The organism is Paraburkholderia atlantica, from assembly GCF_009362785.1.
GTDB lineage: Bacteria > Pseudomonadota > Gammaproteobacteria > Burkholderiales > Burkholderiaceae > Paraburkholderia > Paraburkholderia atlantica.
Genome location: NZ_WHNQ01000012.1, coordinates 42675 through 63124, shown reverse-complemented (window position 1 = coordinate 63124; position 20450 = coordinate 42675). Strand labels below are relative to the sequence as shown.

Genomic DNA, 20450 nt, shown 5'->3' with positions numbered 1-20450 from the left:
GCCTAACGTGTTTTCTGCCGCAACGGCCTGAAGAACTTCCGAATCTCGGCCGCCAGCAAGTCAGGCTTTTCCATCGCCGCGAAGTGCCCGCCGGCCGGCATTTCGCTCCACTGCACGACGTTGAAGGTTCGTTCGAGCCAACTGCGCGGCGGATGATTGATCTCCTTCGGAAACAGCGCGAAGCCGACTGGCGTGTCGATGCGCTCGCCGTCGGAGAAACGCATCGGCTGCAGGCGGTTTTCCCAATACATCTGCATCGCCGGGCCGATGCACTGCGTGAACCAGTACAGCGAGATATTGGTCAGCAGCTCGTCCTGCGAGAACACGCTTTCGACGTCGCCGTCGCAATCGCTCCACGCGCGAAACTTTTCGCCGATCCATGCGGCGAGCCCCACCGGCGAATCGTTCAGCGACGCGGCGACGGTCAGCGGTTTGGTGCTGTGCTGATGCGCGTAGCCGCCTTCGAGTGCGGCCCAGTCGTTCTTCTCGCGCAGATAGTCCCGCTCGGCCGGGGTCAGCTCCCGCTGCGCCGCGCCGATCGCCGGCTCGTAAGAACTCGGCAGGAAGTTCAGGTGGATGCCGTCGACCACCCGCGGATGATGCGCGGCCAACGCGATCGATACGCCCGCGCCAAGATCGCCGCCCTGCGCGCCGAAGCGCTCGTAGCCGAGCCCGCGCATCAGCGACACCCACAGGTCCGCGACCTGGAACGCGGACATGCCGGCCTGCGCGGGCGCAGGCGAAAACGCGAAGCCCGGCAGCGACGGCGCGACGACGTCGAAGGCGTCGGCGGGATCGGCGCCGAACGCGGCCGGGTCGCACAACTGATCGAGCAGCGCGTGAAACTCGAAGAACGAACCGGGCCACCCATGCGTGATCACGAGCGGATAAGCCTGGAAGCCCGGCGTAACGCTCGCGGCGCGCCGATGCGCGAAGTGCACGGTCTGGCCGTTCACGTCGGCGAGAAATTGCGGCAACTGGTTCAACTTGCGTTCGGCCGCGCGCCAGTCGAATTGCCCGGCCCAATAGGTCACGAGTTCGCGCAGCCAGGCCGGGTCGACGCCCTGCTGCCATGCGGGCGCGGGCGTCGCGGGCGCCCAGCGGGTGGCACGGATGCCGCGGCGCAGATCGTCGATGTCCTGATCGGCGATCGCAATTTCAAACGGGTCGATCTGCATGGCGGGGCGTCCTGGGTCGGTTGGCGGCTCCCCGTCATCGTACGCGCGTCGAATGAAAGCCGGATAATGGGCGTCCTTTCCATCCGATTCATTGACCGACCCACAGGAGATTGACGCGATGTCCGCTTACGAATCCAAGGTGCCGCGAGTGCTGCTGACGAACGACGACGGTATCGACGCGCCCGGCCTCGCCGTGCTCGAAGCGGTCGCCGCCGAGCTCGCGCACGAAGTCTGGGTGGTCGCGCCCGAGCACGATCAGAGCGGTACGTCGCATTCGATCAGCCTGCATTCGCCGCTGCGCGTGAGCCGCCAGGGCGAACGCCGTTTCGGCGTGACCGGCACGCCCGGCGATTGCGTCGTGATGGGCGTGCGTCATCTGATGCGCGAGGCGCCGCCGTCGCTGGTGCTGTCCGGCGTCAATCGCGGCGGCAACCTCGGCATCGAAACGATGTTCTCGGGCACGGTCGGCGCGGCGATGACGGGTCTGCTGCTCGGGCTGCCGTCGTTCGCACTGAGCCAGGTGTTCACCGACCGCGAGCGCGTGCGCTGGGACACCGCGCGCACGCTCGCGCCCGGCGTAATCCGTCAGTTGCTCGCGATCGAGCATGCGGCGCCGACCTGCCTGAACATCAACTTCCCGGACGTCGACGCCGCCGACGCCGGTCCGCTGACGCCGACGCGCCAGGGCGTCGGGCTCGTCAGGGACATCGAGGTGCTGCCGGAAGTCGATCCGCGCGGCATCGCGTATCACTGGCTGCGCTTCGATCGCGGCCCGCGCGAAAACGATGCCGACAGCGAAACAGCTACGGTGGCGGCGGGTCGCGTATCGGTCACGCCGCTTGCGTTCGATCGCACCGACGAAGCCACCTTCGCGCGGCTCGCCGCGTCGTTGATCTAACGGTTGGCCGGGACGCGGCGCGACGCCTTTTCAATGCGCCCCTGGTCCCAGGGGTCCGGGTCTGCCGAACGCGGGCATCGTCCCGTTCTCGCGCGCGCGCACGAGTTCGGCCTCGACCTCGGCGCGGGTTTTGGGGCCGCTGTTGGCAACCGCTTGAGTTGCGGCCTGGCTGCTCTGCCCCGCGCGCGGCATCGACCATGCCGATTCGACGCCTTGCGTTGCATATTGCGCCTCCGGCACCGCGCTAGCCACTTTCTTCCCAGAGCGCTCGGCAGTGGAACTTTTCCGGTGGCTGCCGCCCCGCGCATGATTACCCGATGCCGTTCCAACGCTTTGCGCTGAGCGCGGTTTCGTCGGGGGACCCGACGCAACGCGGCTATGGTGTGCGTGCCCGGTCTTTGCCGCCGGCGGCGCCTGGGTCCGGTTCGAAGCGACCGCAGGCTGCGGCGGCAAACTCGTCGGCTGCGGCTGCGGCTGTACCTGCGGTTGCGGCTTGTTCGACTCCCGCGCGAACTGCAGCGCCGCGATGGCCAGAGCGTCGCCCGCCTGCGCTCCGATCGACGCGGCCGGTTTAGACCGCAACGCAGTCACGTCGTCGCGCAGCGCATGGTGCCGCGTTGCCGCCGCGCCGCCCGGACCTTCGCTCAGTCCCGCCGCCGCGTCCGTTGCGCTGGTGCCCCGTCCGCCATTGGCGACGAGGCTGACGTCCTGGCCGGACGACCAGTCGTTGTCGAGCTGCGATACGTAGGCCCCAATCGTCACCGCGCCGAAGACGAGGCCCGTCAACACGATCATTCTCGGTTCGCTATACAAGGCACGCTCTCCATTCCGACAGATCCACGACCCTTTAGTCAGTGTGGGCGATCCGAATCAGAGTGTTTTCCTTTTAGACCCAACCACTGACGAATCGGCGGATCTGGTCGTGGATGTGTCCGAAACTGACAGGTATTCTTCTGTTCTAACGGGCCCTTTAATCGGAGTCTCAAAGCAACTTTTCCAGCGCCCTTCGCGACCCTGTTTTCGGCGCGACGCGAAGACGTCTCAGACGAGCGGCCCCTCTTCAGGCTTGCGGCGCATCGCGACGGCAACCGAACTGCCGACGATCAACGCGATACCGAGCATCGATATCCCACCGATCGTCTCGCCCCACACCAGGTAGCCGAACAGCGCGGCCCACACGATGCTCGTGTAGTTGTACGGCGCGAGCGCGCCCGCATCGGCATCGCGAAACGCCATCGTCATCAGCAACTGTCCCGCCGTCGCGAGCGCGCCGAGCAGCGCCATGATCGCGAGCGCGTCGAACGACGGTGTGCGCCACGCGAAGATCAGCGAGGCGCCCATCACCGCAGTGCCGACCAGCGTGAAGTACAGCACCGTCGTCCCCGAATCGTCGCTGGCCTTGATGCGCTTGATCTGGATGATCGACAGAGCACCGCACAACGCACTCGCGATCAGCAGCGCCGGGCCGAGCCAGCTGGAATGCGAGCCGTCCGGACGCACCACCAGCAGCATGCCGGCGAAACCGACCGCCGCGGCCAGCGCGTCGCGCGGCTTCAGCGTTTCGTGCAACAGCAGTGGCGCCAGCACGATCACGAGCAAGGTCTCCGAATAGACGATCGCGACCGCCTCGCTGAGCGGCATATACGGCAACCCGGCAAAGAACAGACCCGATGAGCCGAGCAGCGTCAGCGCGCGCACGGTCTGCCCGCGCACGTCCAGTTGCCGCAAGCGCGTGGCGAGCGGTTTGCCGCGCAGGCACATCGCGACGGCCGGGAACAGACCGAACAGCATGCGGAAGAACGTGACCTCGTTGGCCGGATAGGCAAGCGCGAGCGATTTCGCCAACGCATCGACGAGCGCGAAGCAAAGCATCGACACGAGGATCAGCGCGACGCTGCGCAACGGTACGGCGCTCGGGCGGACAGCGGCGACAGGCGGCATGGACGGTTCGGTGAACGTGATTGATGGGAAACAGGATTATGCCCGCGCTCGCGCGCGCTCTCGCGCTTACGCCGCGCGACCCACTCGACCCGCGCATCGTCTTCTGGGCGCCGATGAACGAGCCGGGCTGCAGCGGTAACGGTTCATTGCAGAACACGCGCGCGGTGATGATGAACGATGCGCCGGGCGGCGCAGTGGGATCAAAGCCGCGCCGCAAGCGCCGGCCAACTCCAAAAAGCAAACGCGGCGCAGCGGAAAAATCCGTTGCGCCGCGTTCGTTTTATGCAAGCCTTTTAGCAAGTTCGGGCAGTTAATTTCTCAAACAAAAAGCCCGCCTTAAATGCCGCTTCATCCCGCATAAATTTCCGGATTGTCCGCAAGCGGCAAAAAATTACCGGTCTGCCCATCGAGCGCGAGCATTTCGCCGCTTTCGATATTGAAGATCCAGCCATGCAGCCGCAGCGTCTTGTTCACGAGCCCGACCGCCACCGACGGATGCGTGCGGATATTGGCAAGCTGCGCGATCACGTTGTCCTTGACCAGCGCCGCGAGACGCTCCGCATCCGAGCAATAGTGACGCGACGCGTTGATCGCTTTAGCCGCATCCGCGTGACGCAGCCAGCTCGCTACCGCCGGCATGTGCTCCAGATTCGTGCAGGACGAGATCGCCGTCATCGCGCCGCAGTTCGAATGGCCGCAGATCACGATGTCGGTCACGCCGAGCACGGCGATCGCATATTCGACGGTCGCCGACACGCCGCCCGGCTCCGGACCGTACGACGGCACGATGTTGCCCGCGTTGCGGATCACGAACAGCGATCCCGGCTCGGTCTGCGTCAGCAGTTCCGGCACCACACGGCTGTCCGAACAGGTCACGAAGAGCGTGCTGGGATTTTGCGCGGTCGATAAACGCTTGAAGAGCGCGCTTTGCTGTGGAAAGACCTCGCGTTGAAAGCGGATCAGACCTTCGATGATTTCCTGCACGATTTTCTCCAGAGAATCGAAGAGACGGATTTAAAGTTTGCCGCGACTATACCGCAGCCTTTCAATCGTCGCGCGAATCACCGTGCTAATCGTCGGACGCTCCAGCGGCGAATTGCCAGCCTGATAATGGTGTGCCTGGACGCGCCATAAAAAAAGACCCGGCTGCCGGCAGCCGGGTCCAACTCTCTCGCTCACACGCATGAAGCAATGTGTGCGTCGATACTGTAGCCGCGCCGGCGGCGCGGATATAGTCGCCGCGGTGGAAGAGTCCTTTCCACCGCGGCGCGAATCTGTTGACCCGATACGAGCAAGCGGGCTGCTCAATCGAAGTCGCGCGTCTCGAGTTCCACGGACCGTCCCCCGTTTCGTTCGAGCACCCGCCGCGTAGCATTTTCAATGCGGGCGCGGTTCGCCTCGAACGTTCCCACCAGATCATGAGCGGACGGGGCGCCGTTGCCGAGACTGCCGTTGCCAAAATGGTCATTGAGCGCGTCGAGCGACACGCTGCACCATACGTCCTTCCCGTCCACATTGGCCTCGTAGGCGACGCGCGCAGCAGCCACCACTTCCCGCCGTCCGGTGAATTCGATCCTCATGATTGTCCTCCGTGTGTCAAAGGGAAATCCGAATACGCAACGCTCGTGCCCATACCGGCCGGCTGGCCGGCTGCGCGGGCGCGAGCACGCATTCCGCGCAAGGTGCATACTCCTGGGCGGCCGTCATGCGCGGCCGCGCCGATGTGCCGCAGCAAGGCCTCCTCCGGGCCGGCGACGCAGTCGACATACCGATACTACGCCCTTCATGTCGCGCAATACTCAATCTTCACGCCCGCTCGTGATCGCCGCCGTGATGGCCTCGATGGCGATGGTCGCGATCGAAGCGACCATCGTGTCGACCGCGATGCCGCGGGTCGTTTCGCAACTCGGCGACCTGCGTCGCGACCGGGCCGTCATGGCGAACGCATAGCACGTCGAGCGGCGCGAGTTCGGCGACTTCGACGATGGTAATGCGGGGGCGTTTTGGTTTTCAGCGTATTCGTCACGCTGCGCGATGCGCGCTTGCGCCGTGCGCCGCGCTCGCGCCGAAGCCGCCGGATTCGCCACCAGATGCCGCTGCCGCATCCTGAATTCGCTCGGCGATACACCTGTGAAATCGCGAAACGCACGCGAGAAATTTCGCGCTTTCACTGCTTCGCGCTTTCGCGTTTTGCCAGGGACCAGGGGGCCGGGCTCGCGCGCTGCGTCACATTATGATCGACGACCCACGCCGCTTTCCGACACCCGAAAGGCTTTTACGGCAGCGTCAACTGCCGTTCCCATACAGCGTCGAATCAGCGAATCCTTCGGCGGCCAGCACCTGACCGACCAGAATCAGCGCGGTGCGCTCGATCGCGCTGCCCTGCACTTTCGCGACGATATCGTCGAGCGTGCCGGTGATCTTTTCCTCGTCGGGCCAGCTCGCGCGATAGATCACCGCAATCGGACACGTGCCGCCGTAATGCGGCCGTAATTCATCGACGATGCGTGCGAGATGCCGCACGCCGAGGTGAATCGCCAGCGTCGCGCGATGCCGCGCGAGATCGGCCAGCTGCTCGCCTTCGGGCATCGACGTCTTGCTCGCGTAGCGCGTGAGGATCAGCGTCTGCGACACGCCGGGCAGCGTCAGCTCGCAGCCGAGCGCCGCCGCGCAGGCGGCCGTCGCGGTCACGCCGGGTACGATTTCGTAAGGAATGTCCAACTCGCGCAAGCGGCGGATCTGCTCGCCGATCGCACCGTACAGCGACGGATCGCCCGAATGCAGGCGCGCGACATGCTGGCCCTTCGCGTGCGCCGCCGCAAGCAGCGCGACGATCTGGTCGAGATCCAGTTCGGCGGTGTTGATCACCTGTTCGGCGCTATGACCTTCGAGCACCGCCGCCGGCACCAGCGACCCCGCATACAGAATCACCGGACAACTGCGCACGAGACGCTGCCCTTTCACCGTGATCAGTTCGGGGTCGCCCGGGCCCGCGCCGATAAAAAACACTGTCATTCAGTACTCCAGTTATTGCTCACTGAGCCGAATCCGCATGTGCCTGCGGGGGCAACGCATCGAGAAGATCGGCAACGCCGGCGAACTCGCGATCGACGTCGGGCAACACCGGCCGTCGCAGCATGATCACCGGCAAGCCGCGTTCGCGCGCAACTTCGAGCTTGGCCTCGGTCGCGGCGCCGCCGCTGTTCTTGCTGACGACGACGTCGAACCCCTGCAGCGCGAACAGCGCGCGTTCGCCGTCGAGCGTGAAGGGTCCGCGCGCCGCGAGAATGCGCGCGCGCGCGGTGTCCGGATGCGAATCGAGCACGCGCACGGTCCAGAATTGATACGGCGGAATCTCGTCGAGATGCGCGAGCGGTTCGCGTCCTAGCGTGAATAGCGGCCGCCTGAACGCCGCGAGCGCGTCGATCAGTCCGTTCCAGTCATCGACCATGCGCCAGTCGTCGCCGGCTTGCGGCTGCCACGCCGGACGCCGCAGTGCCCAGCACGGCACCTTCGCGACGCGACACGCCTCTACGGCATTCGCGCTGATCCGCGCCGCGTACGGATGCGTCGCGTCGATCACGAGGCCGATCGCTTCGCTCGCGAGGTAACGCGCCAGACCCTCGCTGCCGCCGAAACCGCCGACGCGCACCGCGCACTTCAAGTCGTCGGGCACCTTGCCGAGTCCCGCGAGACTGTACACATGCGCGGCACCGAGCTGGCGCGCGATCTTCAGCGCGTCGCCGGTGCCGCCGAGCAGCAGGACGCGCGTCATCGGGCGACTCCGACGAAGTTGCCCTGCCGGTCGATCGCGAAGATTTCGACGCTGACCTGCGGCGGCACGATATCGCGTGCAACGGCCAACGCGTGCTGACAGACGATATCGCCGAGCGGCACCTGTTGCGCGTGCGCGAGAACGAGCGCCTGCTGGCTCGTGTTGGCCGCGCGCATCGCCGCTTGCAGCGCGGCGTCGGCGCCATGCTCGGCGGCCCAGCCGGCAAGCTGTTCGAGATCGATGCTGGAGTTGCGGCTATGCAGATCGAGATGGCCGGCCGCGAGCTTGCTGAGCTTGCCGAAGCCGCCGCAAATGCTCAGACGCTCGACCGGCGCGCGCTTCACATGCTTGAGCACCGCGCCGACAAAATCGCCCATTTCGATCAGCGCGATATCGGGCAGGCCGTAGTGCGCGCGCATCGCGTCCTCGCTCGCGTTGCCGGTGCAGGCCGCCACATGCATATAGCCGTTCGCGCGCGCAACGTCGATGCCCTGATGGATCGACGCGATATACGCCGAGCACGAAAACGGCCGCACGATGCCGGTGGTGCCGAGTATCGACAGTCCGCCGACGATGCCGAGCCGCGGGTTCATCGTTTTCAGCGCGAGCGCTTCGCCGCCTTCCACGCCGATCGTCACTTCGAAGCCGCCGCGATACGCATGGCGCGCGGCGAGTTCGTCGAGGTGCTGCGTCATCATCTGGCGCGGGACCGGATTGATCGCCGGTTCGCCGACCGGCAACGTGAGCCCAGCGCGCGTGACCGTGCCGACGCCCGGCCCGGCGCGAAAGATCACACCGGACTCGGCCACGAGGCGCACGCGCGCGAACACCAGCGCGCCGTGCGTGACGTCGGGATCATCGCCGGCATCCTTGATCGTGCCGGCTTCGGCGATCCGCTCGCCGTCCATCTCGGCAAAACGGCAGAACGTGAGCCGCATCGGCACATGCTGGCCCTTCGGCAGCACGATCTCGGCGACCTCGCTGACCTCGCCCGCCAGCAGCAAACGCGCGGCCGCCAGCGAAGTCGCGGTCGCGCAACTGCCGGTCGTATAGCCGCTGCGCAGCGGCGCCGGTTGTTCGGGGGTTTCGTCGCGCATTACGAATCGGCTGACGGTTTGGCAGGTTTGGTCACGTCGAGCAGCGTGATCGGCAACGCCTGGCGCCAGGTATCGAAGCCGCCGAGCGGTTGGGCGTGCGCGAGCGCGATGCGTGTCAGCGTGCCGCCATGCTGCTCGCGCCACGCGGCGAGCACCGCCTCGCCTTGCAGTGTGACAGCGTTCGCGACGAGCCGGCCGCCGTCGCGCAGTTGCGCCCAGCAGGTGTCGAGCACGTCCGGCACCGTTACGCCACCGCCGATAAACACCGCGTGCGGCGCGGGCAGTCCCCGCAACGCGTCCGGCGCGCGGCCGGCCACGAGTTGCAGACCGGGCACACCCAGAGCATCGCGATTCTGTTCGATGAAGCGGTGCCGCGCGTCGTTCGCTTCGATCGCGATCGCGCGACAGGTGGGATGCGCGCGCATCCATTCGATTCCGATCGAACCGCTGCCCGCGCCGACGTCCCACAACAACTCGCCGGGCGCGGGCGCGAGGCGCGCGAGCGTGATGGCGCGCACGTCGCGCTTGGTCAACTGGCCGTCGTGGATAAAGACGTCGTCGGGTAAGCCACAGCTCAGCGGCAGACGCGGCGCTTGCGCCGACGCGCGGCAGTCGAGCGCGATCAGATTGAGCGCGGCCATCTCGCCGGCCGGCCATTGATCGGCACGGCCATCGACACGCCGTTCGCGTTCACCACCCAGATGTTCGAGCACGGTCATGTGAGTCGCGCCGAAACCGCGCGCATCGAGCGACGCCGCCAGCGCCGCCGGGGTGTGGCCGTCCGCGCTCAGCACGAACAGGCGCGCGCCGTCGTGCAGATGCGCATTCAGCGTGGCAAGCGGCCGGCCGACCAGCGACACGGTCGCGACATCCTGCAACGGCCAGCCGAGCCGCGCGGCCGCGAGCGACAGCGACGACGGCGCGGGCAGCACGCGCAATTCGCCGGCCGGCAACTGCCGCGCGAGCGTCGCGCCGACGCCGAACAGCATCGGGTCGCCGCTCGCGAGCACGCACACCGCATGCGGACGCTCGGCCAGCAACGGCGCGAGATCGAACGGACGCGGCCACGCGGCGCGGCGCGCGGCGAGCCGCGCAGGCAGCATCGCCAGATGGCGCTCGCCGCCGTACACGACCGACGCGCCCAGCAACGCCCGACGCGCGGGCCGCCCCAAACCCGCGAAGCCGTCGTCGCCAATGCCCACTACGGTCAGCCATGCCGGCATGCGTCCATCCTCATCAGTTGCGTCGATTCTCGAGCGATTGCACCGCGCCACATCATGCATGCGGCTGCGCGCAAGCTCGCACGACGGGTTGCGAAAGTCCGCATGATACCGCCGCCATGCGGCCCGCGGGTTCGCGGCAGAGCGCCATGCCGCCACGATCTACGGCATCCCGCGATAGCCGGGAAACAGCCGCTGCGGCCACAGCCTGAAGATATAATGGCCGCTTTCATTGCCCACGGTCAGCCCGAAGCGCTTTCGGCCGCATGGTTCACGCCGGCCTTCATCGGGCAGCATGCAGCGAGGCCGCCACCATGCCGTCGCGCGACGCTAAACCCGGTGCCCCTTTGAATCGAGCTTCGCCTTCCCCCGTTTCGTCCCACGCGGTCACGCCACCGCGGTCACCGGCATGTCCGGGGTTGCTGCGCATCGTGCCCGCGCGCGACGGCGGCATCTGCCGCATCAAACTGCCCGGCGGCGTGCTGTGCGCGGCGCAGGCCCACGCGATCGCCGATGCGAGCACACGGCACGCGAGCGGCGTCGCCGAGTTGACCAATCGCGCGAATCTGCAATTGCGAGGCGTGCGTAGCGGACACGAAGCTGCGTTGAGCGCGGCGCTGATCGGCGCGGGACTCGGACCGGCCGCCGCTAACGACCCGCACACTACCGATCCCACCGCGCTCACTTACGCCGACGACATCCGCAACGTGATGATCAGCCCCGCCGCCGGCCGCGATCCGCACGCGCTGATCGACACGACGCCGCTGTGCGCAGAACTGCTCACGCTGCTGCAAAGCGATGCGCGCTTCGCCGCGTTGTCGCCGAAATTCGCGCTGCTGCTCGACGGCGGCGAACGACTCGCGCGAGTCGATCATCCGCACGACGTGTGGCTCGCGGCGTCGGCTGACGAAGAAGGCGTGCGCTTCGTGTTCGGCCTCGCGGGGTGCCCGGACTCGACCGGCGAAAACGCGAACGCGGGCGACCATCGCGATGCCAACGGCACGGGCGCGCTCGCGGCCGTGCCGCCGTCGCGCGTGCCAGCGCTCGTGCGCGCGTTGCTGCACACGTTCCTCGGCCTCGCCCCAGCCGACGCGACCCGCATGCGCGATCTGCTCGCCACGCATGCCGCCGATGCGCTGCTGCAGCACGCGCAACGCTTCGTCGATTTCCCGCTCGCGCGCGACGCATCGCTGCGCCACTGGCAACGCCACCTTCCCGCCGACGCGTCGCTGCGGCTCGGCGCGCATGCACAGCGCGGCGACGGCACGTGGCACGTCGGCGGCCAGCCACCGCTCGGCCGTCTCGATGCGGCCACGCTGAACGGCCTTGCCGCGCTCGCGCAGCAACACGGCAACGGCATGCTGCACGCAACGCCATGGCAAAGCGTGCTGCTGCCCGACATCGCGACCAACGCCGTACCCGCCGTGCTCGCGAAGCTGAGCGCACTCGGCCTCGCCTGCGATCCCGCGCAGGCCATCACGCATCTGATCGCCTGTGCCGGTTCGGCCGGCTGCGCGAAGGGCCTCGCCGACACCAAGACCGACGCGCTGCAACTCGCCGAGCGCTTACCCGCCGGCATCGACGTGCATTTGACCGGCTGCCCGCGCTCGTGCGCGGCCGCGCATCGCGCGCCCTATACGCTGCTCGCCGCCGCGCCCGGCCGCTACGACCTTTATCGACGCGACGACGAGCGCCCCGGTTTCGGCCAATGCGTCGCGCCCCAACTGACGATCGACGAGGCCGCCGCGCTGCTCGCGCGCCTCGCCCGGAGTACTCCCCATGCTTGATTACATTCGCGACGGTCAGGAGATCTATCGCCAATCGTTCGCGACGATCCGCGCGGAGGCCGACCTCGCGCGTATCCCCGCCGACCTCGAAAAGCTCGCGGTGCGCGTGATCCACGCGTGCGGCATGGTCGACGTGATCGACGACCTCGCGTTCTCCGACGGCGCCGGCAGCGCGGGCCGCAGCGCGCTCGCGCAAGGCGCGCCGATCCTGTGCGATGCGGGCATGGTCGCGCAAGGCATCACGCGCGCGCGGCTGGCCGCGAACAACGAAGTGATCTGCACGCTGACGCACCCGGACGTGCCCGCGATGGCGCGCGACATCGGCAATACGCGCTCGGCCGCCGCGCTCGAATTGTGGCGTCCGCACCTGGCGGGCAGCGTCGTCGTGATCGGCAATGCGCCGACCGCGCTGTTCCATCTGCTCGACATGCTCGATGCCGGCGCGCCGAAGCCCGCGCTGATTCTCGGCTTTCCGGTTGGCTTCGTCGGCGCGGCGGAATCGAAAGCGGCACTCGCGGAAAACAGCCGCGGCGTTCCCTATGTGGTCGTGCACGGACGGCGCGGCGGCAGCGCGATGGCCGCCGCCGCGGTCAACGCGCTTGCGACGGAGGTCGAATAAATGACGAGCCAGATAACGAGTCGCGGACGGCTGTACGGTATCGGTGTCGGTCCCGGTGACCCGGAATTGCTGACGTTGAAGGCGCTGCGGCTGCTGAAAGCGGCGCCGGTGGTCGCGTATTTCGTCGCGAAGGGCAAGAAGGGCAACGCGTTCGGCATCATCGAGGCGCATCTGCACGACGCGCAGCAGCATCTGCCGCTCGTCTATCCGGTCACGACCGAAGCGCTCGAACCGCCGCTGTCGTATGAAGCGATCATCGCGGACTTCTACGACACCGCCGCCGAAGTCGTCGCGGGCCATCTCGACGCGGGCCGCGACGTCGCCGTGGTTTGCGAAGGCGATCCGTTCTTCTACGGCTCGTACATGTATCTGCACGACCGGCTCGCGGCGCGCTACGACAGTGAGGTGGTGCCCGGCGTGTGCTCGATGCTCGGCGGCGCGGCGGTGCTCGGCGCGCCGCTCGTGTATCGCAATCAGAGCTTGTCGGTGCTGTCGGGCGTGCTGCCCGAAGATGAATTGCGCCGCCGCCTGGCCGATGCCGACGCGGCGGTCATCATGAAACTCGGCCGCAATTTCGACAAGGTGCGGCGCGTGCTCGACGAACTCGGACTCGCGCAGCGCGCGTTGTATGTCGAGCGCGCGACGATGCGCAATCAGCGCATCGTGCCGCTCGCCGAAGTCGATCCGATGGCGTCGCCGTATTTTTCGCTGCTGGTCGTGCCGGGGCAGAAGTGGCAAGGATGAACGCGCCCGCAATCGTGATTCTCGGCACCGGCGCGCTCGCGACAGCGCGGCGGATTCAGGCGCTGTATGTCGAGCGTGACGCGCATGCCGCGGCCGGCGTTGCTACGGCGTGTCAGGTCCACGCGCTGCAAGGCCGCGTCGAGGCCGACGTGTCGTACAGCGAACTCGGCGCCCAACTGCGCGAGCTGTATGCGCGCGGCACGCCGATCGTCGCGTTGTGCGCGGCCGGCATCGTGATTCGCTGCCTCGCGCCGCTGCTGTCGAACAAGGGTGCCGAGCCGCCGGTACTCGCGGTCGCCGAGGACGGCAGCGCGGTCGTGCCGCTGCTCGGCGGCCTCGCCGGTGTCAACGTGATGGCGCGCGACATCGCCGCTGCGTTGGCCGTGCAGCCCGCGATCACGACGAGCGGCGAACTTCGCTTCGGCACCTGCGTGCTCAATCCGCCCGATGGCTATGCGCTCGCCGATCTTGGCCAAGGCAAGCGCTTCGTGTCGGATCTGCTCGCGGGCGAAAGCACGCGCATCGAAGGCGACGCGCCGTGGCTCGACGACGCGCAACTGCCGCGCTCGGAGTCGGCGCGTCTCGCGATTCGCGTGACGCCGCGCGCGTGGGATGGGCGTGAAGACGAGCTCGTGATTCATCCACGCAGCGTGGTGGCGGCCGTCGTCAGCGACGACGCCGATGCCGATTCCGCCGACGCGATCGTCGCACGCGTGCGCACGGCACTGAGAGCGCACGGTCTCGCGATGCTTTCGCTCGCGGCCTTGCTCGCGTCATCGGCGAGCATGGCCGACCCGGCGCTTGCGCAAGCGGCAAGGCTACTCGAGGTGCCGTTACGCTTCTCCGATGCCGGCGCCGAACCGGGGGAAACGAATGCCGCACGCTTGCTGCATACGGCGCTACGCGTCCCCCATGAAACGCTGCACGACGACGACACTCACCCGAACGTCGCGCTCGCCCTCTGCTCACTGGCCATCGACGCCGCGACGCTCGGCCGTGCCCGCGGCCGTCTGACCGTGATCGGCCTCGGCCCCGGCTGCGCCGAACTGATGGTCCCCGCCGCGCGCACCGCGTTGAACGAAGCGACCGACGTCCTCGGCTATGACACCTACGTGAAAATGGCCGGCCCGCTGCGCGCGGATCAGCGTGTGCACGGCACCGACAATCGCGAGGAAATGCAGCGCGCGCGGCACGCGTTCGAGCTCGCGAGCGAAGGCCGCTCGGTCGTGATGGTGTCCTCGGGCGACCCCGGCGTGTTCGCGATGGCGGCCGCCGTGCTCGAAGCGCTCGAAGCTTCGAGCAACGACGCATGGGCAGCCGTCGAACTGTCGATCGTGCCTGGCGTGTCGGCCGCGCTCGCGACCGCCGCGCAAGCCGGCGCGCCGCTCGGCCACGACTTCTGCATGCTGTCGCTGTCGGACAACCTGAAGCCGTGGACGATCATCGAAACCCGCCTGCGCCATGCGGCGCAAGCCGATCTCGTGATCGCGTTCTACAACCCGGTTTCGCGCGCGCGTCCGTGGCAACTCGACAAGGCGCTCGACATCGTGCGGGAATATCGCGCGCCATCGACCCAGGTGGTACTCGGGCGCGACATCGGCCGGCCTGGCGGCACGCTGCGCACGCTGACGCTCGGCGAACTGCGCTCGGCCGACGTGGATATGCGCACGATGGTGATCGTCGGGTCGTCGCTGACGAGAAAATTCGCTTGCGGCGATAACGGCGCGCAATGGGTGTACACGCCGCGGTGGTACGAGTAAGCGGGCCGTACCGGGTGGTGCCAGCCCGCCCCGCTCATGCCACCTTCAGATCCTGCACCGCCCGCTGCCTGACGCCCAGGTCGTCCCACAATTCCGGATGACACGTGAACACCAGAATCTGATGCCGCGTCGCCGCGTCGATCAAGACGCGTTTGAGCGCATCGCGGCGCGCGGCATCGGTGTGGACCGCGGCATCGTCGAGCATCAGGAGCGTCGGCCGGCCTGAGGCCTGCAACAGGTCCGCGTACGCGAGCCGCGTCAGGATGCCGAGCTGTTCGCGCGTGCCGAAGCTCAGCGCGTCGAGCAGTTCCGCGCGGCCGTCGCGATCGAGCATGGCCGGAATCAGATCGTCGCCGAGCGCGAGGCTCGATTGCGGAAAAATCCGCTTCAGGTAGTGGCCGAGCCGCTCGGTCAACGGCGCGCGCAGCTGCGCGAGCGCGGCGTCGCGTTCGTCGACCAGCACTTCATCGAGCAGACTCAGCGCGCTCGCGCGCAGGCTCAGTTCGTCCTTGCGACGCGTGGCCTGCTCCACCTGCGCTTCGAGCGCGGCAAGCCGTTCGCCGAGACCCGATGCGCCCATCGTTTCGAGCTGGCTCCGCAGCTCCGCGATCCGCAGTTGACGCTCGTGCTGCTCGTTGCGCGCGAGTTCCGCCGATGCGCGATAGCGCTTCGCCTCCGCCACGGGATCATCCAGCCGCGCCGCATCGAGTTCGCGTTCGCGCTCGCCGCGCTGGTTCTTCAGCGCATCGACTTTCACGCGTTGCTCGACGATGTGCGCCTGCCACTGCGCGCGGTTGCGCCGGAACGCTTCGTCGTTCAGCTGCGCTTCTTTGCGTTGCAGCTGCGTCGCGAGCGAATCGGCCTTCGCGACGCCGGTGGATTGCGCGCCCGCCGCCTGTGCGAGCACCTTGCGCGCGGTCTCCAACGCGTCGCGCGCGATGTTGGCGTTGCGGCGCGCGTCGTCGAGCGGTGGCGCCGCGGATACGTCGGGCAGACCGGCAAGGCGCTCGCTCGATGCCTGCAAGCGCGCCGCCGTCGATGCCAGCGCCGCGCGCAACGCATCGATGCCTTGCGGCGCATGGACCTCGAGTATCCTGGCCTGGCTCTTCTGTTGCGCGACCAGCGTTTTCCATTGCTCGTGACGCGCCTGCGCATCATCCACCGACGCGACGCCGAGCGACCGCAGCAACTGTGCGTGCTGCGCCTCGAGCGACGCCAGCTCCGACAACCGCGCGGACAGATCGGACACACCCGGAATCACGCGCAATTCGCCGAGCTCGCCGAGCCCGATGCGCTTTTCTTCATCGACACGCAGCACGCCCGTGCCGCTGATCGTCTCACCGCCGACGCGCAACTCGCCGTTCAAGCTGTACTCGATGCGCGTCATCGCCGCTTCGGTCCGCGCGCGCAGCACGGTCAACTCGCCGTCGAGCGTGACGAGACGCTTGAACTGCGCGTCGTCGAGTTCGAGCGCCGCGGCGTCGCGCGCCGCCTGCAAGACGGCCGCGTTCGCCTTGTCCGCCTCGCCGATCGACGCTTCGAGCCGCTGGCTCTCTGTCCGATAGAAATCGACCTGGCTGCGCAGATCGGCAGCGGTCACGGCCGCGTTCGCGAGTTCGAGCGCACGGTTCGCCTCGGCCGCTGCCTGCTCGAATTGCGCCACACGGCTTTCGGCCTGCGCATGCGCGGTTTGCGCGGCCGCGACTTCGGCGCGCGCCGCGTCGAGTTGCTCGCGTTCGCGCGCGAGCGCCGCCTCCATGTCGAGCGCGCCCTGTTCCTGCTGCACCGACAACGCGAGTTCGGCCTCACCGATCTTCAGCGACTGCGCGAGCCCTTCGAGGCCACGTTCGAGTTGCTCGACCGCCGCGGCGCGTTGCTGCGCGAGCGCGGCCTTCTGCTCGTGAAGCTCCCACGGACGCCGGCGCTCGGCGTCGTCGAATGCCTGCTGTTGCGAGGCGAGGCGCGCGATGTTGTCGTCGAACTGCTGGCGCTGCTGTTGCAGCTCGTCGCGGCTCGCGATCAGCGTGGCCAGCTTCTGCTCCGCCTCCGCAAGCGGCCCGGTCGATTTCTGCGTGCGCGCGGTCAGCAGTTGCCGCAGCTCGCGCTGCACGGCCGCGATCAGCGCGTCCTCGCCACCCGCTTCGCGGCCGCCCGACAGTTGCGTGAGCGCGTCGCGCAGATACTGCGCCGCATGCCCGGTCGAATCGCGCATCTCCTGCGTGCCGCCTTGCTGCACCCACAACAGACCCGGCACGCCGGCGTTTTCGGCTTTCATCGGACCGCGCGCCGCGCGCGAGAAGCCGAGCAGCGCGGCGAGCTTGTCTTCGGCTTCGTCCTCGCTATACACGGCCTGGCCGATTCTCAGCTCGCAGCGCTGACGCGACACGAACTGCTTCGACAGACGGCACGCCACCCCATCGAGTTCGAAGCTGACTTCGACCGACGGTTGCCCGTTCGCGAGTCCCCACGGCAACAGATCCTTCAGATGCGAGGCCTTGTAGCGTTCGAGGAACACCGTGCGCACCGCTTCGGCAATCGTGCTTTTGCCGGCCTCGTTCGGGCCGACGAACAGGTTCAGACCGGGCTGCAGATCGTCGATCACGGTCTGCCCGCCGAACTGCCTGAATTCCTGAATCGCGATACGTTGCAGCTTCATGCGCAGGCTCCTTCACGCGGCGCTTCAGGTTGCCGTTCGCGCGCCTGCGCGGGCGGCGCGGCATGGGAATCGCGGTGCCACTGTTCGCGCTGAAAGCGCGCCAGCAGCAGCAACGCTTCGGCCGCGCGCCGCGCCTGTTGCGGATCGGCCTGCGCGTCTTCCTGCAAGCCGCGCAGCCGTGCCACCACCTTCGCGAGATAGCCGCTTTGCGCGCCGAGTTCGGCGAGATCGTCGGCGGTGGGCAGCACGTGCAGGCTGCTCAGATCGGCACGCAACGCGCGCACGCGGGCGCGCGCCTCTTCGACCGCGACATGCAGCGCCTCGGCATCGGCGAGCGCCGCGGTGCCGTCGACCTCGATGCGCAGCACGTCATTCGCGCCGAGTTCGGCGAGGCGGGCTTTCAGTGCGTCGATGTCGGTCGGTACCGAAATCGTCTCGTCCCAGCGATGCCACCGGTATCGCCCGACTCGAACCACATCGACCTGCGGCACCGCGCCGGGATCGCTGACGGTGACGTCGAGCACGAAGCCCGGCTCGTTCGCGCGGAAACGGTCCTGTTCGTGCGTGCCCGCGTACCACGTGCGTTCGTCGACGCGCAGATGACCGTGCCAGTCGCCGAGCGCCAGATAGTCGAGCCGCGCGCTCGCAGCGCGCGTCGGCGCGATCGGGTTCGACGAGTCGATGCCCTCCTGCAGAATGCCGCCGACGCTGCCATGCGCGAGCCCCACGCGGTGATAGCCGGGCGGCGTCTCAACGGAATCGAAGAAGGCGGTGGTGTCGTCGTAGGTGATGCGCTGCGTGAGCGGCGCGCATAGCAGCGCGCAACGGCACGCGTCGAGCAGCACGACGCCGCTTTCGAGCACGAGCCGCACGTTCGGCGGCACGCAATTGAGCCGCTGCGCGCGGGTCCACACGCTTTCGACGAGCGCCGCGTCGTGATTGCCCGGCAGCATGATCCACGTTCCGGAAAACGCTTGCAGCGCGGCGAACAAACGACGGATCACGGTGTCCGACACGGTCTGCAGGTCGAACACGTCGCCCGCGACGAGCACCGCGTCGACGTTGCGCGCGGCCGCTTCTTCGGCGATGCGGCGCACCGTGTCGAAGCGGGCCTCTCCGAGATGCGCGGCCTCGTCCGGTTCGAACTGACCGAACTGCGTGCCGATTTGCCAATCCGCGGTGTGCAGAAACCTGATCACTGTGCCTCCATTGCGATTGCGTTGCGTCGTGTTGCGTGGGCGCTCGACGACGAGCCCAACCGCGAATGTTACCTTGCCGAAGCCCCGGCGCGTATTGCGCGCGCGCATCCAGGCTGGACGCGTGCGCGGGCCGTACCGCATCATTGCAACCGAACCGGCTGAGCCCCGCACCTTTCAGCCGCCGCCCGACACGATCAACCGCGCCCGATGGACAAGACCACCGAACTGAAGAAAGCCAAGCGCACGCCTTTACTGCTGCTGCTCGCGGCCGCCTGCGTTTTCGTCGTCACCGCGTTCCTGCCGCGCGGCCTGTGGGTCGACGGCATCAAGGCCGTCGCCGAGGCCGCGATGGTCGGCGCGCTCGCCGACTGGTTCGCGGTCGCGGCGCTGTTTCGCCGCGTGCCGATTCCGGTCGTGTCCGCGCACACCGCGATCATCCCGCGCAACAAGCACAAGATCGCCGACAACCTCGCGCACTTCGTGCAGGACAAGTTTCTCGACGTGCCGTCGCTGGTCGGTCTGATCCGCCGGCACGATCCGGCACAGACCATCACCGTGTGGCTCGGCGAATCGGCCAACACCGAGCGTCTCGGCGACTACGTGGTGCGGCTCACCGGCGGCATCCTCGAGGTGGCCGACGATGCGCGCATCCAGAACTTCATCAAGGACGGCTTGCGCGACGTGCTCGCGAAGGTCGATCTGTCGCAATCGCTCGGCGCGATCCTCGACACGCTGACGCGCGACGGCCGTCATCAGGAACTGCTCGACACCGCGATCGATCAGGTGATCGCGGTGCTGCGCGAGGCGCCTGCGCGCGAATTCATTGCCGGGCGGATCGTCGATTGGGTGAAGAGCGAGTATCCGACGATGGAGAAGTTTCTGCCGTCGGCGTGGATCGGCGACAAGGGCGCCGAAGCGATCGCGAGCGCCGCGAACCGTATGCTCGAACAGATCGCCGAGAACCCCACGCACGAGCTGCGCGACAGGTTCGACCGGGTGGTGCAGAAGCTGATCGTGCGGCTGAAGACCGATCCGGTTTTTCTGCAACAGGGCGAAGCGCTGAAGCGCTATCTGGTCGAAGGCGAGGCTTTCAGCGCCTATGTGAAGGACATGTGGGGAGAACTGCGCGCGTGGCTCAAGCGCGATCTGCAAAGCGCCGACTCGGCGCTGCATGCGCGGGTCGCCGCGATGGGCGCGTGGGTCGGCCGCGAACTCGCGCGCGATCCGGCGCTGCGGCAATCGCTGAACGATCATCTCGAAGAAGCCGCGCGCGCGATGGCGCCCGACTTCGCGCAGTTCCTGACGCGCCATATCAGCGATACCGTGAAGAACTGGGACGCGCATGAGATGTCACGGCAGGTCGAGATGAATATCGGCAAGGATCTGCAGTACATCCGCATCAACGGGACGATCGTCGGGGGATTCATCGGTTTGCTGCTGTACGCGAGTTCGCAGTTGCTGGAGATGTTGCGGGTGCATGTCGGCTGACGACTCGCGCTCATCGAGCGACCCGCCGCGAGGCTGCGCGTGAGCCCTGCTCCCACCAAACCGCCTACAATTCGGGCATATGTCTTGC

The 20450-nt window shown here is 67.5% G+C and carries 18 protein-coding genes; 7 read left to right on the top strand and 11 right to left on the bottom strand.

Annotation, left to right across the window (positions count from 1 at the left end; genetic code table 11):
- Nucleotides 1-2: 2 nt before the first annotated feature.
- Nucleotides 3-1178: an epoxide hydrolase family protein gene (locus tag GCT19_RS18665; RefSeq protein WP_152852745.1), complete on the bottom strand. Its 1176-nt coding sequence runs from the start codon at nucleotides 1176-1178 to the stop codon at nucleotides 3-5.
- A 118-nt stretch (nucleotides 1179-1296) separates the two neighbouring features.
- On the opposite strand from GCT19_RS18665, the gene surE reads away from it, so the two are divergent.
- The gene (surE, locus tag GCT19_RS18660) at nucleotides 1297-2076 is read left to right on the top strand and encodes a 5'/3'-nucleotidase SurE (protein ID WP_018438113.1); all 780 of its coding nucleotides are present in this window, start codon (nucleotides 1297-1299) and stop codon (nucleotides 2074-2076) included.
- 30 nt (nucleotides 2077-2106) lie between these two features.
- Here the strand turns inward: surE and GCT19_RS18655 are convergent, their stop codons facing one another.
- The 4 genes from GCT19_RS18655 to GCT19_RS18635 all read right to left on the bottom strand — a co-directional run bounded on the left by GCT19_RS18655 (nucleotide 2107) and on the right by GCT19_RS18635 (nucleotide 5597).
- On the bottom strand, nucleotides 2107-2889 hold the full coding sequence (locus GCT19_RS18655; RefSeq protein WP_227749284.1) for a DUF4148 domain-containing protein: 783 nt from the start codon (nucleotides 2887-2889) through the stop codon (nucleotides 2107-2109).
- Between the two features lie 228 nt (nucleotides 2890-3117).
- Nucleotides 3118-4017, bottom strand: a complete 900-nt coding sequence (locus GCT19_RS18650; protein ID WP_018438115.1) for a DMT family transporter — start codon at nucleotides 4015-4017, stop codon at nucleotides 3118-3120.
- A 348-nt stretch (nucleotides 4018-4365) separates the two neighbouring features.
- The gene (locus GCT19_RS18640) at nucleotides 4366-5001 is read right to left on the bottom strand and encodes a carbonic anhydrase (protein WP_018438117.1); all 636 of its coding nucleotides are present in this window, start codon (nucleotides 4999-5001) and stop codon (nucleotides 4366-4368) included.
- 320 nt (nucleotides 5002-5321) lie between these two features.
- Nucleotides 5322-5597, bottom strand: coding sequence for a DUF1488 family protein (locus GCT19_RS18635; RefSeq protein WP_013091756.1), 276 nt, complete (start codon nucleotides 5595-5597; stop codon nucleotides 5322-5324).
- Nucleotides 5598-5802: 205 nt separating this feature from the next.
- On the opposite strand from GCT19_RS18635, the gene GCT19_RS42790 reads away from it, so the two are divergent.
- A complete protein-coding gene (locus GCT19_RS42790) occupies nucleotides 5803-5967 on the top strand; it encodes a hypothetical protein (RefSeq protein WP_157646588.1) in 165 nt (54 codons plus the stop codon).
- A gap of 336 nt (nucleotides 5968-6303) precedes the next feature.
- Here the strand turns inward: GCT19_RS42790 and cobM are convergent, their stop codons facing one another.
- From cobM to cbiE, 4 genes are read right to left on the bottom strand one after another with little or no spacing between them, the layout of a single operon-like run.
- Complete coding sequence (cobM, locus tag GCT19_RS18620) at nucleotides 6304-7032, bottom strand: precorrin-4 C(11)-methyltransferase (RefSeq protein WP_152852741.1); 729 nt, start codon at nucleotides 7030-7032, stop codon at nucleotides 6304-6306.
- 19 nt (nucleotides 7033-7051) lie between these two features.
- A complete protein-coding gene (locus tag GCT19_RS18615; protein WP_152852740.1) occupies nucleotides 7052-7792 on the bottom strand; it encodes a cobalt-precorrin-6A reductase in 741 nt (246 codons plus the stop codon).
- Nucleotides 7789-8889, bottom strand: coding sequence for a cobalt-precorrin-5B (C(1))-methyltransferase (locus tag GCT19_RS18610; protein WP_152852739.1), 1101 nt, complete (start codon nucleotides 8887-8889; stop codon nucleotides 7789-7791). The genes GCT19_RS18615 and GCT19_RS18610 overlap by 4 nt, the downstream gene beginning before the upstream one ends.
- Nucleotides 8889-10112 (bottom strand): precorrin-6y C5,15-methyltransferase (decarboxylating) subunit CbiE, encoded by a 1224-nt coding sequence (gene cbiE, locus GCT19_RS18605; protein WP_152852738.1) that lies wholly within the window; start codon nucleotides 10110-10112, stop codon nucleotides 8889-8891. Before cbiE ends, GCT19_RS18610 begins: the two co-directional genes overlap by 1 nt.
- 311 nt (nucleotides 10113-10423) lie before the next feature.
- On the opposite strand from cbiE, the gene cobG reads away from it, so the two are divergent.
- The 4 genes from cobG to cobJ are packed head-to-tail and all read left to right on the top strand — an operon-like array spanning nucleotide 10424 to nucleotide 15019.
- Complete coding sequence (gene cobG, locus GCT19_RS18600; protein WP_152852737.1) at nucleotides 10424-11896, top strand: precorrin-3B synthase; 1473 nt, start codon at nucleotides 10424-10426, stop codon at nucleotides 11894-11896.
- A complete protein-coding gene (locus GCT19_RS18595) occupies nucleotides 11889-12515 on the top strand; it encodes a precorrin-8X methylmutase (protein WP_018438125.1) in 627 nt (208 codons plus the stop codon). Before cobG ends, GCT19_RS18595 begins: the two co-directional genes overlap by 8 nt.
- Before the next feature lie 12 nt (nucleotides 12516-12527).
- On the top strand, nucleotides 12528-13259 hold the full coding sequence (locus GCT19_RS18590) for a precorrin-2 C(20)-methyltransferase (protein WP_026229202.1): 732 nt from the start codon (nucleotides 12528-12530) through the stop codon (nucleotides 13257-13259).
- On the top strand, nucleotides 13256-15019 hold the full coding sequence (cobJ, locus tag GCT19_RS18585; protein WP_152852736.1) for a precorrin-3B C(17)-methyltransferase: 1764 nt from the start codon (nucleotides 13256-13258) through the stop codon (nucleotides 15017-15019). The genes GCT19_RS18590 and cobJ overlap by 4 nt, the downstream gene beginning before the upstream one ends.
- Nucleotides 15020-15053: 34 nt before the next feature.
- Here cobJ and GCT19_RS18580 read toward each other — a convergent pair whose 3' ends face one another.
- Nucleotides 15054-17675 (bottom strand): AAA family ATPase, encoded by a 2622-nt coding sequence (locus GCT19_RS18580; protein WP_152852735.1) that lies wholly within the window; start codon nucleotides 17673-17675, stop codon nucleotides 15054-15056.
- Nucleotides 17672-18874, bottom strand: coding sequence for a metallophosphoesterase family protein (locus GCT19_RS18575; RefSeq protein WP_321576827.1), 1203 nt, complete (start codon nucleotides 18872-18874; stop codon nucleotides 17672-17674). The genes GCT19_RS18580 and GCT19_RS18575 overlap by 4 nt, the downstream gene beginning before the upstream one ends.
- 207 nt (nucleotides 18875-19081) lie before the next feature.
- Here GCT19_RS18575 and GCT19_RS18570 point away from each other — a divergent pair, with 207 nt between their 5' ends.
- Entirely contained in the window at nucleotides 19082-20362 is a 1281-nt protein-coding gene (locus GCT19_RS18570) for a DUF445 domain-containing protein (RefSeq protein WP_018438130.1), read from the top strand.
- Nucleotides 20363-20450 lie beyond the last annotated feature (88 nt).